Genomic DNA, 16,531 nt, shown 5'->3' with positions numbered 1-16,531 from the left:
CTCATATAGTTACAGCTATGAGACATACTAAGTTTTTAGAAAACTTTAAGGGGCAAAAGACTCCCCCCGTTTGCACTATTTCTAGAAGAAAAAATATCTTTGTAGCTACTACTATTAACAAAAATAACTACTCTCTAGCTAAGATATCCTTTGATTCTATGAGCCCTACAAAAGAATCTATAGAGAATTTATTAAATGAGTTTAAACCTGTATTTAACACTTACTTTTTACCAGGAAAAGATAGATTCTCTTATCTTGTATCAAAAAGATTAAACTACTCTCTTCATAAAAAGAAAGAACTAGAAATTTCTAGAGAAGAAAGTGAAATTTTACTTAGTCACTGCTCTGATTTTATATTAAATTTAAGAAGATGGCTTAGAAAATTTAGAAGCGTTGCAACAAAATATCTGCAAGTTTATTTAAATTGGTTCGTTTATATTTACGAAGGCTCCTATGAAAAACATACTGTTTTGTCTAATTTAATAAGTTCTATTTTTTGTGTAAAAGTGATTTAATTTTCCTTAAAATAACTCCTAATATAGATCTATTTTAATAGCTTGTCCCTCTGAATTCTACTTGTCTACTACAACAAAATTTTTATAGTTTGTCTAAATAATTTTTACTTGTCCAAAATATCAAAAATTTATAGCAATATAGCGAAAATCCCTTGTACCAATAATATTTCGTAACAATGGTGTAGTTTTTTTTATTTTTAATTTTTTTATTACTTATATCCTATTAGTTTTTTAAAATAGATAAGTAGTTTGTCCCTTTATTTCTTAATTAAACCCAATCTATAAAGTATACTTACTCATTAAAATCTTTTATTGATAAAAGTGCTATCATAAACGATATTACCAATATAGATAAATCTGATGCAGATACACTTCCCATAAAATAATCAATTAAAGACATTGTAAACATTGTTGACAGTGTGTCTAATAAAATGAATAACATCTTTGCCCATTTAATAGTAATCTTATCTAGTGCTAATAGTGCTTTAGGAATTACTATTGATAGAATTTCTATTGGAAATCCTGCTATGGCTACTATAATAAAAAATATAATAATACTTTTTATAGAAGTATACTCGAAGCCAAATATCCTCATTATTCCGCCTCCCACTATAGCAATAACAGAAATAACCGCTATTAAAATTATAGATATAAATGCATAGCCTATAATGGGTTTTAATATATTTTTTAGTTTATTTATTATGTTAATCATCCCTTTCTAAATAAAACTTCTAGTTATTTCGCTTTAAAACAATTACCGATTAAATAATTACATTTATCCTCTCTTTTTTATTTGAAAAATCCTATTTCAAATTTATTATAACTAAAATTTTATATTTTCTATACATAAAAAAAGATAGCTTCAAATTTAAAGCTACCTTATTAGTTCCTATCTCACATAACCTGAATTTGTATCTTTGCCTTGGGCAATGATTCTATAATTAGCGCCTCCGCTAATTACTTCTCTAACATTTCTCATATCTTCTCTGCAGTATATAGATTTAGAACAGCATTCGCTAGTATAGCACCATGATCTTTCTCTTACGTCCTGACCTCCACATGCAAAATTTTCAACTCTCTTATCACAATTAGAATTCATTTGAAACATTTCAATGCCCCCTTCTTTTAATATATTTTTATTTTTAAGTAATTGATTTTTATTATACAGTATATTCCAAATATTGTATATATGTTTTTGTATAGATTTTGAATATTTATTCAAAATAGTTATGTAGATACTTAAATTTTTAACTATTTATTCATATCACAGTATATTTCTTCTGTCAAGGAAATTGAATATTTTATAATTTATATAATAATTTTTTAACTAATCCTAATATTAAATCGTTGTGATTAATTAAAAAATTATAACCTAATAAAAAAAGATGATACTGTTTTGTATCATCTTTAATATATCCTAAAACTTATTTTTTTATTCTATTTCTTTATTATCTTCATGGTACTTTAGAAGTATTTCTTCGCCTTTTTTTATCATAGGGTTGTCCTCTTCTAATTTTTCAATTTTTTCTAAAGCACCAGGCCCTACTGCAAGAATTTCTTCCTTAGGTACATACCATTTAACTCTTCTACAATGCTGAAGACCTAACCCTTCAAGTTCAACATCTGAAAATACAGGTTCATATCTATAAGGTCCTAAAACCTCTCCTACTGCAACTATTTCTGATGTGTCTTCTGTATTTAATTTCTTCCTTTTTAAAATTAATCTATCACCTATTTTTACGTCTTCTGCAAAAGTTTTTACTACTTTGCCACTAGTTCCTAGGTCTTTATATAATATTCTATTATCGAAATAATCGCCGTAATCTCCTGGGCCTTGTAAAGCTACATTAAGCTTTATAAAAATATCTGATAGATCTACACTTCCATCCCCTGCTGATATTTGCCAATATTTCATTTAGATACACTTCCTTTTAAAAATCTAATTATTAATTTAATTTTATCACTTTAAATATTTATAGTACCAAACTTCAAAAATACTTTTTGAAACTTTTACAATTGTAATTTATTCTTTTATACTTCCGTCTAAAGAATAGATTTTACTGTATGAATTATTATCTGGGAAAGAATATCCGCCTATAACTTTACCTTCACAAATCATAACACAAACCTTAGTATTTACTTTAAAATCACTTCTTAAAATGTGATTATCAACAACAAAAACATATAACGAAATATCTTTATTTAAATATTCCTCTGCCTTTTCTCTTTGCACATTCCAAACCATAAATTCATGCATACTTTTTAGTTTTTCTTTAGTTAAGGTGTATTCATAGACTTTATTAGAACTTTCAACTATGTTGTATCCTTTAGTTTCTAAATACTCCTTTGCAGTATTAAAATCTTGACTTGTAGGTTTCACATTTCTCTCAGTACATCCAACTAATAAAAACATACTTATTCCAATTAAAAACAAAAGAAATTTCTTCATAAAATCTCCTCCTCTGTAAACCTTTTCTATGTTTATTATATCACATCCTTATTTAAAAAGCTGTCATATAATTATGAATAAAAGTTAAAAGGGACTTTCTCTAAACTTAGAGAAAATCCCTTTTTCTTATCCTATTCTTTCACAAGTATATTCGTTTAATAATGTCATTAATTTTCTCCAATTTATAGGATATTTATTGTTTCCTGTCTTCTCAATAAATCCACCATCCTTAGGCTTAATAGAAACGTACCATCTTGTTCCATCACAGCCACTTCTATCTCTTGCATCAGTATCCCATGAATCGATGTTTATTAAGTAGATTTCTTCAACAAAATCATTAAAAACTTCCTCATCAATTTCTACTTCCTTATAATAGACCTTAGGGTCATCATCATAATTCATGTAGTCTCTTGATAAATCAATTCTTATACCACCTTCTGTTCTTCCATATTTCAATTTTTTATCATCTGCTTTACCATCAAGGTAAATAAAATGGGATCTACCAAAGTACCCTCCCATATAAAAATTAAACGTTAACATAACTTTCCCACCTTTGTAACAATCTATCCACTTAATATTATATACCTCTTTATATTGTAAATTAACCTATTTACACCAAATTTATTAATTTTATAAAATTTATCTTACAATTTTTACAATTCTAAAATTTAGTACATATTTTAATATTTTATAATTTCATAGTGTCTTATAAATTTTCTTTTTATTGTGATTTAATTCTATTCTGTTATATGACAGTTATTATTAATTTCCCAATTAGTATGGCTACACTTCATTTGGTATATTTCTTGCTTTTAATATTTTAAATTACTAATTTATTAAATTTAAGGAGTGAATTTATAATGGACAAATACAAAGGAAAATGCCTATCAAAAACAATCTTAGCTATAATGATAGCGAACACTATAATTACAGCTTTCCCTAGCTCAACTAACGCTATAGAGTCTAAAAATAAAACATCTACTGAATCGCCGCATATAATTTCTGTAAACGATTATATAGATATTAACGGTGATTTTGAAAATACGCATGTTATAACAGATGCTTTTAAAGATTTTTGGAAAGATTCTATTAAGCCACAAAAATGGGATCTAAGACATCACACTTCAGCTCCAAATAATCCTTTAGGCGAAGTTATAAAAGATGATGTGACTTCAAACTCTAACGCTGTAAAAATTTCTTTAGATAAAGCAAGTGGTTTCTTACTTCAAAGCGTACCTGTTAGTGGTGGACGTAAGTATACCGTATCTGCAGATTTAAAAACAGAAAATTTAAGTATTGATAGCACTAATCAATCCAATACCCCTTTTGAATTTAGAGTAGAAGAACTTAAAGGAGATACTGTTTTAACTAGACATTCTATTACTAAATTAAAAGGAACTAATAATTATAAAACTTATTCAAAAGAAATAACATTAAATCCTGATACTACTTCACTTAAATTTGTTTTTGCTTTTGATACTTATACTAAACTTGGTGCCTTTGGAAATGTTTTTATTGATAACGTATCTTTAAAAAAGGACGAAATCAAACCTACTTCAATTTCTTTAGATAAGAGTGAAATTAATTCTTCTACAGGTTCTAAAGGTTTATTAAATTATTCTATAGAGCCAAAAGATTCAACTTCTAAAGATGTTGTATTCACTTCAAATAATCCAGATATAGTATCTATTAATAATTCGGGTGAGTTTACATCTTTAAAAGAAGGAGAAGCTATAATAACTGCATCTCTTAAGGATTATCCAGAAATAAAAACAAATTGCAGCATTAAAGTTTTTGATTTTCTTCCTATAGATAAGATAGATTTTGATAAAAAAGATTACTCTATAGATTTAGGTAAAAACCTTATTATAAATCCTAAAATTTCACCAAAAGATTCAAATGAATCTTACTACTTCGACTTTAGTAATCCTAGTATATTAGAATATAAAGATGAAATAATAAAAGGAATTAAGCCTGGAAAATCTATTGTTTATGCTAAAAATAGTAGTGGAGAGGTTGTAGGTAAATTTAACCTTACTATTAAAGATTATAAGGAAGATAAATTTGATAAATTAGTAAATAGATATTACGATTCACTTGTACCTAACAACCTTTTAGATAAAAATAATCCATCTGATATGGAAGCTGTAGAAAGCATTTCAAACCAAGCTAGCGAGTATTTAAAATCTATGAATAAATCTCAAGATAGAACTTCTCTTTGGGATGAGTTTGAAAGTACTACAGCTTCAACTAACATAACAAAGTCCTTTGAAAGACTTTGGACTATGGCTAGAGCATTTTCTTTAAAAGGATCTAACTTAGAAGGAAATACTACCCTTCTTAAAGAAACTATTTCAGGAGTTAACTGGCTACTTGAAAATAGATATGATGGAAAAAGTTATTATAATAATTGGTGGGACTTTCAAATAGGAACTCCTCAAAAGCTTAACGACATATTAGTTATGCTTTTAGATTATCTTTCTCCTGAAGAATTATCTAAGGCTTTTAACTCTATAGATTTTTATGTTCCAAACGCTAGAGACCAATGGAGAGGAAATACAACTATTCCTGGACAAGTCGTAACTCAAACTGTTGGTGCAAATAGAACTGATATGTGCTTAGTTATAGCCCTTAGAGGTCTTTTAGGAAAAGATGAGAAAAAGCTTAATGAAGTTGCCCCTGATATGATGCAAGAACTTAAATATGTAGATAAATTAGATGGATTTTACGAAGATGGATCTATAATACAACATACCGCTCTTCCATACACAGGAACTTATGGTGCTATTTTATTAAGTGGAATTGGAAAAGTTTCAAGCTTACTTTCTGGAAGTGAATATAACATTCCAGAAGATAAAACTACTATGATGTATGATATTATTGAAAAATCCTTTGAACCTCTAATGCATAAAGGTTTACTTATGGACTCTGTAAGCGGAAGAAGTATATCTAGAGCTTCAGGACAAGACATAAATAATGGTGAAGGTTTAATGAAAACTATAGTAAAATATTATATCCCAGAAGCCTCACCTAAAAAAGCTACTGAACTTAAAGAAATGATTAAATATTGGTTAGTTTCAAACGACTCAAAAGATATACTTCAAACTACTAATGATTTAGAATTTAGGGCTTTAGCAAAGAATATAGTTAATGACCCTAAGGTTAAATTAAGAGGCGAACTTTTAGGAAATTGGAACTACGCAAATATGGACAGAGTAGTTCAAAGAAGCAAAGGTTTCCAAGCTTCTTTAAGTATGTATTCAACAAGAACATTTATGCATGAAGGTGGAATGAATGGCGAAAATCTAAAAGGCTACCATACAGCAGATGGAATGCTTTATATATATAATGATGATTTAGAGCAATTTAATAAAAACTTTTGGCCAACAGTTGATCCAAATAGGCTTCCTGGAACTACTGTAGATAAAACTAATCTTAAGAATTCTTCTGGTGGAGACAAGCAGCGTGGAAACTCTGATTGGGTAGGTGGAAGTTCTCTTGGTGATTTTGGTGTATCTGGAATGCAATTAGATAAAAAGAATCATAAAGATCACGGCTCTATGGATTTAAATGCTAAAAAATCTTACTTTTTCTTTGATAACGAAATTGTTTTATTAGGTTCAGATATAAATAGCACAACTGATACTAACATAGAAACAATTATAGAAAATAGAAGGCTTATAACTGGGGATGAAAAAGTTACTGTAGATGGAAAAGAAGCTATAAAAAATTCTGGTGATTCTATAGTTAAAGAAGATGCAAGCTATGTTCATCTAAATGGATCAAAAGAAAATACTTCTTTTGGGTACTACTTCCCTGAAAAAACTACTATAAACCTTTTAAGAGATTATAGAACTGGTTCTTACAAAGATATAAACACAGGACAATCAGATTCTAAAGTTTCTAATACCTTTATAACTATGACTTTAGACCACGGAATAAAGCCTAAAGAATCTGGATACTCATATGTTATCCTTCCAAATGCAACTGAAAAAGAAACTAAGGATTATTCAAAAAAACCTGATATAAAAATATTATCTAATACTAAAGATATTCAATCAGTTAAAGATAAAAACTTAGATGTTACAGCTGCAAACTTTTGGAGTGAAAACGGAGGCAAAATAGATAAGATATCTGTAAACTCAAAAGCATCAGTTATATATAAAGAAAAAGACGGTGTTTTAAAGGTCGGAATATCTGATCCAACTATGAAAAATAATGGCACTATAAGACTTGAACTAAACAAAAAATTTAAAGAACCTATAAAGTTAGATAAAGGTATGACTTTAGTTCAAACTAATAATTCTAAAATAATTATCGATGTAGATATGTCTAACTCAAAAGGACAAACAAAAATCGCAGAGTTTAAACTTCATAAAAATTAAAATTTTAGGCTTCTAAAGTATTAAACTTTAGAAGCCTATTTAAATTAAAATGATATATTATCTGGGTCTGGTCCTATTCTATTTGATTTTTTACTAATAATTAATTTTGTAATTAGCATACTAATCAAAACAGTCCCTAAAAAAACTTTTATTAAAATACTATCTAAAGAGTAAGCAAACATAAATACTGTTAGTAATTTTGATAAAATTGCTAATATAATAAATTTATAAACCTTTATATTTGAAAACCCTGAACCAATACATATAACTTCGTCTGGTAAGATTGGAATTATAAATAAAAAAACTATTACAAGCGCTTGATTCTTTTCAATATATCTATTGAATTTTTCTAAGCTTTTATCCTTAATAAAATTTTTAATTACTTTCTCTCCTATGAATTTAGATATAAAAAACATAGTTATTATCCCAAATATAGTTCCTAAAAAACCCAAAATTGCACTACTAAAATTCCCAAATATAAGGCTTCCAGTCATAATTATCAAAGGTTCAGGTAAAGGTAAAATTATAGGCTGTAAAAAACATATCACAAGGTAAAGAAATCTAACATCTACCTTTGATGCAAGAATTAAATCTTTAAATTCATTAATATCTGTTATTTTTAAGTATTTATAGAGAACATATAATAATATCATTACTAAAATACTAATTATAAAAATTATAATTGCTTTTCTTTTGTTTCTATTTTTAATTATTTTATCCATAATCCACCCTGCCTTTATATTAATGCCTAATCTTTTTGAAGAAATAATAAGCTATAATGCTTATTGATAATACAGCAAAAATAATCATCTATCCACTTCCTTATATCCTTTTCTTTAATATAATTTTAAAAGTATATCTTTAATAATCTAATAGGAAAACTTTTAATTTTTCTTAATAAATAAAAAAAGCATAACTTTTAAGTTACGCTTTTTTTAATAAAATATTGAATTTTATATAATCATTTTCTTTTTTTACATTTAAACTTCCGTTGTGTAATTCAATAATTCTTTTAGAGATATTAAGCCCTAATCCTGATCCTTCGTTTTCACTAGATCTAGCCTTATCTAACCTATAAAACTTATCGAATATTTTTTCTAAATCAGAATCTTTTATACCTTCGCATTTATTTTCAAAAGATATATTTATAAAATCATTACTTTCTTTAACCTTAACCATAAAAGTTGTATTTAAATCGCTATATTTTTCTGCATTTTTAACTAAATTTTCTATAGCTCTTGTAAATAATTTGCTATCAATTTCTAAGTATAATTCTTTATAAGGATTATCTAAAAGAACTTCCATATTACGCTCGGAAAAGGAAAGTATACTCTCTCCTACTATCTGATTTATTATATTTGATATATTAAATCTCTCTCTGTTTATAACTATATCGCTACTTGTTAGCTTAGTGTATTCAAAAAGCTCATTTACTAATTCTTTAAGCCTTAAGCTTTTATTGTACGCTGTTTTAGTATATTTATTTTTAGTTTCTTCATCTAAATCAGAACTATCAAGTAGTTCTAAGTATCCAACTAGTGCTGTAAGTGGTGTTTTTAAATCATGTGATATGTTAGTTATAAGTTCGTTTTTCGTGTTTTCTATCTCTTTTTCTTTATCTATCTTTTTTCTAAGTTCTATAGACATATCATTTATACTTTGGCAAAGCTCACCTAACTCATCTTTTCCTTTTACTTCAAGTGTCTTTCCAAAACCCTCATCCTTAATTTCTTTAACTCCTTTTGTCATATATTTTATATATTTAACTTTTCTATTAATAAGGAGCATAAATGTTAGTAGAAACATTCCTACTATTCCTACCCACATTATGTAAAATGCATTTATCGATACAAAATAATTTGTTGCGAGAATATCATAAAACCCAGGGTATAGCTTAAAAACTATTATCCCCATTAACATTATAAATTCTACTGCGCAAAAAATTGAAACTACAACTGCTAATATTATATAGATACTTAATTTATTTAGGTTTATATTCCTAAATTTTTTAGTACAAAATATTATAACAGTTAAAAGAAATACTATTATAGCTAATACCTTAAAAAATATTTCTTCTCCTAAAATTGATGGTGCTTTAGTAATTCCATTTTGTTGCTCGTTTAATACCAGTAATGCATACCCTTCTGATATTACTAATTGAGCTAAAAAAAATCCTAAAATAACTCCTATAATTATGTTATATCTTAATTTAAATTTCAGTTTCATATCTTATATCCTACTCCCCATACGGTCTTAATAAACTCAGGGTTTTTAGGATCTTTTTCAAGCTTTTGTCTTAGTTTAGTAATGTGAACCATTATTGATGTATCGCCAACTGCATATTTATTTTTCCAAATATTTTCGTATATTTCTTCAACGCTAAATACTCTATTTCTATTTTTGCAAAATAACTCTAATATCTTATATTCTGTAGGAGTTAGGTTAACTTCCTTGCCCTTAACAGTAACTATATGCTTTTCTATATCTAAAAGTAAATCTCCAATATTTATTATTTTATTATCTAAATTATTAAATACTGTATACCTTCTAAGCTGCGCCTTTACTCTAACTATAAGTTCCATAGAACTAAAAGGTTTTGCTATATAATCGTCAGCCCCTAAAGTTAAACCCTTAACCATATCTATCTCGTCGTTTTTAGCTGTTAAGAAGATAACTGGCATCTTATATTTTTTTCTTATTCTTATTAATGTTTCTATTCCGTCTATTTTAGGCATCATTATATCTAATATAACTAAATCATATGCTTTCTCTTCTATTAAAGATAATGCCTCTTCTCCATCTGATGCCTTATCTACTATATAACCTTCTGCTTTAAGATATGCCTCTACTAGTTCTCTAATATCTTTATCATCATCAACGACTAATATATTTTTACTCATATTACTCTCCTTCACATTCTAAAACGTAAGCTGGCGGTAAATTAATAAATACTTTTTTAAACTGAATTTTATTAAAGTATTCTTTTAAGTACTTTAGCTTAAATAGAGAATATTGAAAAGTTATAAACTTTGAATCCTCTTTTAGTATTTCAGATGTCTTTTTTAATATCTTATTTGATACTTCCCTAGGTAAAGATGCAAAGGGAAGCCCTGAAACTATACAATCTACTTTTTCTATAGAATATCTTTTTATTATACTATCAATATTTTCAGCACTATCATTTAAAATTATTACATTCTTTTTATGACCATAAGTATTTTTAAGTGTATTATAGAATTCAGTATTTACTTCAATTAATATAACTAAAGTGTCTTCTTTTACTCTAGATAAAATTTTCTCTGTAAATACGCCAGTTCCAGGACCATATTCCACTATACAATTAACTTTTTCAAAATCTATACTATTAATCATCTTATTTGATAAATTTTTCCCGCTAGGAGATATCGCTCCAACTGTTCTAGGATTTTTTATATATTCTAAGATAAACATTTAAACACTTCCTTTAATGATTTTTCTTAAGTTTAAAGGAAAATATTTAATTCTTACTCTATCAATGTTTTAAGATTTCTTAATATTTAGCAAAATAAAAATTCTATCATTTTAGGGAATCTTTTTCTCCAAGATACCTCTGAATGTCTTCCACCTTCATCTAGCAAATAATATAATTCTTTATCGAAACCTATTTCTTTTAATTTATCTCTTGTTCTCTCGTTGCAATCCATATATATTTTAGGGAAATCTTTGTTTTCTTTATCGCTTGTTTCGTCTGTTCCCACATCTAAATAGATTTTCATATTTTTATTTTTCCCTGTATCTTCTAAAAATTTCATAAACTTTTCCTCACAGAAATATATAGCTGAAGAAAAGGCTGCTATTTTTGAAAAGATATCTTGATACTTTATTCCTCCACAGATAGATATAAGTCCACCCATAGAGCTTCCACAAATACCAGTATTCTCTCTTCCTTTTAAAGTTTTATAATTAGAATCAATATAAGGCTTTAAAGTATTTACTAAAAACTCTAAATATTCAAAACCATCTCCCCCTAAATTACCTGTAGCTTTTGCGTGAGGTAAATACTCTCCACCTATTTTGCTATTCCAAGGGGAATACTCTGCATACCTAAAGCTTTCTCCATTATCTATCCCTACAACGATTATTGAAACTTTATATTTTTCATATATCTCATCTAGTGCATTTTTAACATCCCAAATTTCACCAAAGGTAGATGTTTCTTTATGAAATAAATTTTGAGCATCGTGCATATATAAAACCGGATACCTAGTATCAGACTCATCATAGTTAGGTGGTAGATAGATTCTTAAAGTTCTATATCTATCTAATTCTGGCATATAAAAATTATTTATAACTTCTACTTTTCCCTGTGTTTTTCCCATAAAATCTCTCCTTTATATACAATATATAGTAATTATACCACCATCTAATTTTATATTAATATATTCATAGCACTTTTAACTTCTTTAACTGTTTCGTTTCCTATTTTGTTTGCCTTTTCACTTCCTGAAATTATTATTTCTTTAACCTCTGATTTATGATTTTCATAATAATTACGTCTTTCTCTAAATGGCTCTAAAAGATTATTAATTTTATCTCCTAATATCTTTTTACAAGAAACGCAGCCAATGCTCGCATTTTTACACATATCACAAATATTTTTATACTCACCTTCATTAAAAACTTTGTGATACTTACTAACAGTGCAGATATCAGGATTTCCTTTATCAGAAACTTTAATCCTGTTTATATCAGTTTTAGCCGCCCTAACTTTTTTATTAACTTCTTCTATGCTGTCTGATAAGTATATTGCATTACCTAAACTCTTACCCATTTTTGCATTTCCGTCTAAGCCCATAAGTCTTGAATTTTTACTTAATAATATTTCTGGCTCTTTTATTATAATTTCACCTTTTCCATAAAGGTCATTAAATCTTCTAGCTATCTTTCTTGATTGTTCTATATGGGGGATTTGATCGTCTCCTACCGGAACTAAATCTGCCTTACAAAAAGTTATATCTGCTGTTTGACTTACAGGATACCCTAAAAATCCGTAGCTTAAATCATCATATCCGTACTGTTTTGCTTCTGTTTTTATAGTTGGATTATGTCTTAATGAATTCACTGACACAAGCATAGAATAAAATATAGTAAGTTCTGCTATAGAAGGTATCTTTGATTGTTGAAAAATAGTCACTTTGTTTGGATCAAGCCCTACTGATAGATTATCTATAGCAACATCATATATACTACTATTTATAAGTTCTGGTCTTTCAAAATGTGTAGTTAAAGCTTGAATATCTGCAAGTAAAATAAATGTATCATAATCCTCTTGAAGCTTTACTCTATTTTGAAGACTCCCTACATAATGTCCTAAATGTAATTTTCCTGTTGTTCTATCACCTGTTAAAATTCTTTTCATAATAAATCTCTCCTCTTAATAAATTTTTCTTATAAATAGCACCACCACTCAACTTCCATAAAACCATCTCCTTTATAAATAAAAAAACTTCCATCCCAAAAGGGACAGAAGTAAAAATTTCTGTTTTGCCACCCGAAAATAAGCAATAATTAAAACGTACTAACATACGCCTCCATCATAACGGTTAGGATTTCCGTAAGCACCTACTTGCAAAAAAAGCTTTAAGCACTTCCCTCTTAAGTCCATTCAATATATATTAAAATGCTATATTCACACCAAAACTAATAGCTCTCTGAAATTTTAAATCAATATATTTACTAATCTTAATCAACGGTTTATTTATATTAATTGCAATTATACTCTTCTAAAATTTATTAGTCAATCTTACTCATTTGATTTTAAAGCATCTATCATATTAACTTTTTTAAGTTTAATATGCATAAGAAGCATAACTACAACTGAGAAAAATATTGTTATTAAACCTGCAAAAATATAGCTAGTAAAAGCAATCTTAGGGTACATCATCATAGTATCTGTTTCTGATGTTATTATTATAAATTTATGAAGTAAGTTTCCAAGCACTCCCCCTGAAATTACTCCAAGTAAAGTTAGTATAATATTTTCCCTTAAGATATACATAGTTACTTCATCATCAAAAAATCCTAATACTTTTATAGTAGATAATTCTCTTATACGTTCTGATACGTTTATATTATTTAAATTATATAGAACTACAAAAGCTAAGCTTCCTGCTGATAGTATTATAACTAGCATAACTACATTCATATTTGCAGCTGATTCCTCTGTTGTTTTTTTCATATCGCTTACTTCTGTTACGTTGATTACATTTTTACAATCCATTAGTTTTGATGAAATCTCATTTTCATCAATAATTGAAGGATTAAAATTTATAAAATCTGTATTGTAGGTAGGCTTTTCTTTAAATACCTTTTCGTAATAAGTATCTGACATATAAACTGAGTGCATAATATAATTTTCAAATACTCCACTCACCTTTACTTTATAAGAATTTTCATCATCATCTTTAAATTCTATAGTATCACCTTTAGTTACTCCTAAAAGTTTAGCTAACTTTTCATTTATCATAACGCCATCATCTGGCAATCTATAATTTTCTTTTGAAACTATATCATTTAATACTACAAAATCACTTAATTTATCAGAATCCTTAGGAACATAAAGGTTTGCTACTTGCTTATTCATTCCTTCTTTAGTAAATGAAATAGTTCTGTTACTCATCTCTAAATTATTCTCATAACCTTTTAAGCTCTTCAAAGTTTTGTTATACGTATCTATTTCTTCTTTGGTTTGATCATCACTAAATATAACCATAGTTTCGTATTTCCAAAGCTTATCGAATTGATTTGTAACTATACCGTTATTTGAATCTTTAAGTCCAAAACCAGTAACTAAAAGTGCCATACACCCAGCTATACCAAATATAGTCATAAACATACGTTGCTTATATCTAAATAGATTTCTAAAAGTTACCTTTTGATTAAAGCTTAACCTTTTCCATAAAGGAGTTATCCTTTCTAAGAATATCTTTTTCCCAAGCTTTGGTGCTTTAGGTCTCATCAAGTTACAAGGTTTATCTTTAAGTTCAACCCTCACTACAAACATCGCTGCACCTACTGTACAAAGGATTGATATAACTAAAGATTGTATTATATATAAAGGATAATAATGTGTTTCTAATTTAGGTAATCCGTACACACTAGTATAGGCATTACTTATTATACTTGGAATTATATTACTTCCCACAAGAAGTCCTAAAAGGCATCCTAGCACGCTTGCAAGTGAAGCATAAACTATGAATTTTAAGGCTATATCAAAGTTTCCATACCCTAATGCCTTCATAGTTCCAATTTCTATTCTCTTTTCTTCTACCATCCTAGTCATTGTTGTTAAACAAATTAATATTGCAACTATAAAGAAGAAAACTGGAAGTACCTTTGCTATACTGTCTAAACTATTTATAGAATCTTTATATCCTAAGTAACCTTGGTTGTCTGTTCTATCAAATACTATATATTTAATATCTTTAATATCGTCTAAAACTGACTTTTCCTTTTCTTCTATATCCTTTTTAGAACTAGCTATCTTTTCTTTATTTTCTTTTATAGCTTTTTCTCCTGAAATAAGCTTTCTTTCAGAATCTTCTAATTTGTTTTTAGCTTTTAAAAACTCATCCTCCCCTTTAGTTTTTCCTTTCTCTAAAGAGTTTTTTGCACTTTCTATCTCTTCTGATTTTAGTTCTATTTGGTTTTGCGCAATATTTATTTTTTCTTTTCCAGAGTTTAATTTGTTTAATCCCTTTTCGTATTCACTCTTACCTAGTTTATACTCATTAACTGAAATTAAAGCTTTCTGAAGCTTATTCTTATTAAAATCAACTACTTTAATCTTTTCGTTTAAAGTAGATTCTATTAAATAGGCTAACTCCTTATTTTTAGGATCTTTTTCTAGATTTTCAAAAGAAGAATTTAATTCTTTCAAACCTAAAGTATTCCCTATCTGTTTCCAATATAATATCTTTTCTTTAGGTATTTCTTCTCCTTCTTTTAAGTTGTCTACTGTGTTTTTAATATCCTTTGAAAGTAAATTTAACCCGCTAGATAGCTTATCTAAATTTTCTATATTACTTTGGATTTCTTTAGTATCAGAATCTGGATCTATTCCTGATTTTAAAAATTCTTCTTTTGCTTTATCTAAATTTTCTTTTGCTAAGTCTAAAGACTTTTCACTTTCTATTATTTGTTTGCTTTTGTTTTGAAGCTCATCTTTTCCGTCTTGTAGCTTTCTTTCACCATCTTTTAGCTTAGCTTCATTTTTTTCTATATTTTCTTCAAACTCTTTTTTGTTTTTATTATATTCTTCTTTACCTTTTTCTAATTTTTCTCTAGCTTCTTTTAAATCTTTTTCTTTTTTATTTAATAGCTTTTCATTTTTTTCTATTTCTTCGTATCCAGTTTTAAATTCTTTTTTTATATCAGATTTAACTTCCTCTTCTCTTAATGGAATCCTACCTTTAAATAACTCTTCTAAGTATTTATTGTTTTCTTCAGTTAAATCCTTATATTCATCACTATAAGCATCAAGCCCTTGTACATTTTTGAATCTAATATAAATCTCAGTATAAGGTTTTAATTTTATATCCTCACTATTTAAGACTCCAAAGTAATCTATAGTTCCCTTACCAACATTAGTTACTCCTCTTGATTCTTTTTCTATGTACATAGGATTTTTTACTTTTCCTACAATCTTATACTTTTCTTTTTTAAAGTTTTTCATTGTATCTTTGTCTGATTTTATTACAAAATTATCGCCTATTTTTAAATCCTTATTAAGCTTAAATGCTTTTTCATCTAATGCAATTTCACCTTCATTTTCTGGAAGGCGCCCCTCTAAAACCTCAAAATTATTTATATTATTATTCTTATCATATTCCATAAACCTTACTACATTACTCATATTAGTAAGGTTTGCATCTATAGTATGACTTCCGTAATAATCTAATACTTTATCATCATTTTTAAGTACATTTAGATCTTCCTCACTTAAACCTAAAGTTGATACAATTTTACTATCCATAAGGTTTTTATCTTCATAATACTTATTAATAGTTTTATTCATATCAGGTCCTGCTGATTTTATACCAGAATAAAATGCAACACCTAAAAATATGATAACCATAATAGAAAAGAATCTTGCTTTAGATGATAGAATTTCACGACCTATTGATTTTCTATCTGCTCTCATA

The 16,531-nt window shown here is 27.4% G+C and carries 13 protein-coding genes and 1 pseudogene; 2 read left to right on the top strand and 12 right to left on the bottom strand.

Features of this window, described 5'->3' with window-relative positions:
• A pseudogene (locus tag INR60_RS14595) lies at window positions 1-515 on the top strand (hypothetical protein); the annotation flags it as partial.
• 292 nt (window positions 516-807) lie between these two features.
• Here INR60_RS14595 and INR60_RS14590 read toward each other — a convergent pair.
• The 5 genes from INR60_RS14590 to INR60_RS14570 all read right to left on the bottom strand — a co-directional run bounded on the left by INR60_RS14590 (window position 808) and on the right by INR60_RS14570 (window position 3,420).
• Complete coding sequence (locus tag INR60_RS14590) at window positions 808-1,227, bottom strand: YrvL family regulatory protein (RefSeq protein ID WP_194192230.1); 420 nt, start codon at window positions 1,225-1,227, stop codon at window positions 808-810.
• A gap of 177 nt (window positions 1,228-1,404) precedes the next feature.
• Window positions 1,405-1,623: a hypothetical protein gene (locus INR60_RS14585; protein ID WP_194192229.1), complete on the bottom strand. Its 219-nt coding sequence runs from the start codon at window positions 1,621-1,623 to the stop codon at window positions 1,405-1,407.
• A gap of 324 nt (window positions 1,624-1,947) precedes the next feature.
• Window positions 1,948-2,430, bottom strand: a complete 483-nt coding sequence (locus INR60_RS14580; protein ID WP_194192228.1) for a DUF8426 domain-containing protein — start codon at window positions 2,428-2,430, stop codon at window positions 1,948-1,950.
• A gap of 108 nt (window positions 2,431-2,538) precedes the next feature.
• Entirely contained in the window at window positions 2,539-2,964 is a 426-nt protein-coding gene (locus tag INR60_RS14575; RefSeq protein WP_194192227.1) for a hypothetical protein, read from the bottom strand.
• A 126-nt stretch (window positions 2,965-3,090) separates the two neighbouring features.
• Window positions 3,091-3,420 carry a hypothetical protein gene (locus INR60_RS14570; RefSeq protein WP_194192226.1) on the bottom strand — a complete coding sequence of 110 codons (330 nt, stop codon included), beginning with the start codon at window positions 3,418-3,420 and terminating at the stop codon, window positions 3,091-3,093.
• A gap of 404 nt (window positions 3,421-3,824) precedes the next feature.
• Between INR60_RS14570 and INR60_RS14565 the strand changes: the two genes are divergently transcribed.
• Entirely contained in the window at window positions 3,825-7,349 is a 3,525-nt protein-coding gene (locus tag INR60_RS14565) for a polysaccharide lyase 8 family protein (RefSeq protein WP_194192225.1), read from the top strand.
• A 44-nt stretch (window positions 7,350-7,393) separates the two neighbouring features.
• On the opposite strand, the gene INR60_RS14560 is transcribed toward INR60_RS14565, so the two are convergent.
• From INR60_RS14560 to INR60_RS14530, 7 genes are all read right to left on the bottom strand, one after another.
• Window positions 7,394-8,071 carry a TVP38/TMEM64 family protein gene (locus INR60_RS14560; protein WP_194192224.1) on the bottom strand — a complete coding sequence of 226 codons (678 nt, stop codon included), beginning with the start codon at window positions 8,069-8,071 and terminating at the stop codon, window positions 7,394-7,396.
• A 202-nt stretch (window positions 8,072-8,273) separates the two neighbouring features.
• Window positions 8,274-9,575 (bottom strand): HAMP domain-containing sensor histidine kinase, encoded by a 1,302-nt coding sequence (locus INR60_RS14555; protein ID WP_194192223.1) that lies wholly within the window; start codon window positions 9,573-9,575, stop codon window positions 8,274-8,276.
• Window positions 9,572-10,249: a response regulator transcription factor gene (locus tag INR60_RS14550; RefSeq protein ID WP_194192222.1), complete on the bottom strand. Its 678-nt coding sequence runs from the start codon at window positions 10,247-10,249 to the stop codon at window positions 9,572-9,574. The genes INR60_RS14555 and INR60_RS14550 overlap by 4 nt, the downstream gene beginning before the upstream one ends.
• 1 nt (window position 10,250) lies before the next feature.
• Entirely contained in the window at window positions 10,251-10,799 is a 549-nt protein-coding gene (locus INR60_RS14545) for a class I SAM-dependent methyltransferase (RefSeq protein ID WP_194192221.1), read from the bottom strand.
• Window positions 10,800-10,885: 86 nt separating this feature from the next.
• Window positions 10,886-11,707: an alpha/beta hydrolase gene (locus INR60_RS14540; RefSeq protein ID WP_194192220.1), complete on the bottom strand. Its 822-nt coding sequence runs from the start codon at window positions 11,705-11,707 to the stop codon at window positions 10,886-10,888.
• Window positions 11,708-11,757: 50 nt separating this feature from the next.
• Window positions 11,758-12,747 (bottom strand): tryptophan--tRNA ligase, encoded by a 990-nt coding sequence (gene trpS, locus INR60_RS14535; RefSeq protein WP_194192219.1) that lies wholly within the window; start codon window positions 12,745-12,747, stop codon window positions 11,758-11,760.
• A 384-nt stretch (window positions 12,748-13,131) separates the two neighbouring features.
• Window positions 13,132-16,530 carry an FtsX-like permease family protein gene (locus INR60_RS14530; protein WP_194192218.1) on the bottom strand — a complete coding sequence of 1,133 codons (3,399 nt, stop codon included), beginning with the start codon at window positions 16,528-16,530 and terminating at the stop codon, window positions 13,132-13,134.
• Window position 16,531 lies beyond the last annotated feature (1 nt).

Source organism: Clostridium chrysemydis, assembly GCF_015234215.1.
GTDB classification, from domain to species: domain Bacteria; phylum Bacillota; class Clostridia; order Clostridiales; family Clostridiaceae; genus Clostridium; species Clostridium chrysemydis.
Note: the sequence above shows the minus strand (reverse complement) of the source record. Positions and strands in the feature narration are given on the sequence as shown.

Excerpts from the sequence above, each read along its gene's own strand:
- INR60_RS14560 (WP_194192224.1), bottom strand. The coding sequence starts at position 8,071 with ATGGATAAAATAATTAAAAATAGAAACAAAAGAAAAGCAATTATAATT.
- INR60_RS14530 (WP_194192218.1), bottom strand. The coding sequence starts at position 16,530 with ATGAGAGCAGATAGAAAATCAATAGGTCGTGAAATTCTATCATCTAAA.
- INR60_RS14590 (WP_194192230.1), bottom strand. The coding sequence starts at position 1,227 with ATGATTAACATAATAAATAAACTAAAAAATATATTAAAACCCATTATA.
- trpS (WP_194192219.1), bottom strand. The coding sequence starts at position 12,747 with ATGAAAAGAATTTTAACAGGTGATAGAACAACAGGAAAATTACATTTA.
- INR60_RS14580 (WP_194192228.1), bottom strand. The coding sequence starts at position 2,430 with ATGAAATATTGGCAAATATCAGCAGGGGATGGAAGTGTAGATCTATCA.
- INR60_RS14540 (WP_194192220.1), bottom strand. The coding sequence starts at position 11,707 with ATGGGAAAAACACAGGGAAAAGTAGAAGTTATAAATAATTTTTATATG.
- INR60_RS14565 (WP_194192225.1), top strand. The coding sequence starts at position 3,825 with ATGGACAAATACAAAGGAAAATGCCTATCAAAAACAATCTTAGCTATA.
- INR60_RS14545 (WP_194192221.1), bottom strand. The coding sequence starts at position 10,799 with ATGTTTATCTTAGAATATATAAAAAATCCTAGAACAGTTGGAGCGATA.
- INR60_RS14555 (WP_194192223.1), bottom strand. The coding sequence starts at position 9,575 with ATGAAACTGAAATTTAAATTAAGATATAACATAATTATAGGAGTTATT.
- INR60_RS14550 (WP_194192222.1), bottom strand. The coding sequence starts at position 10,249 with ATGAGTAAAAATATATTAGTCGTTGATGATGATAAAGATATTAGAGAA.
- INR60_RS14585 (WP_194192229.1), bottom strand. The coding sequence starts at position 1,623 with ATGTTTCAAATGAATTCTAATTGTGATAAGAGAGTTGAAAATTTTGCA.
- INR60_RS14575 (WP_194192227.1), bottom strand. The coding sequence starts at position 2,964 with ATGAAGAAATTTCTTTTGTTTTTAATTGGAATAAGTATGTTTTTATTA.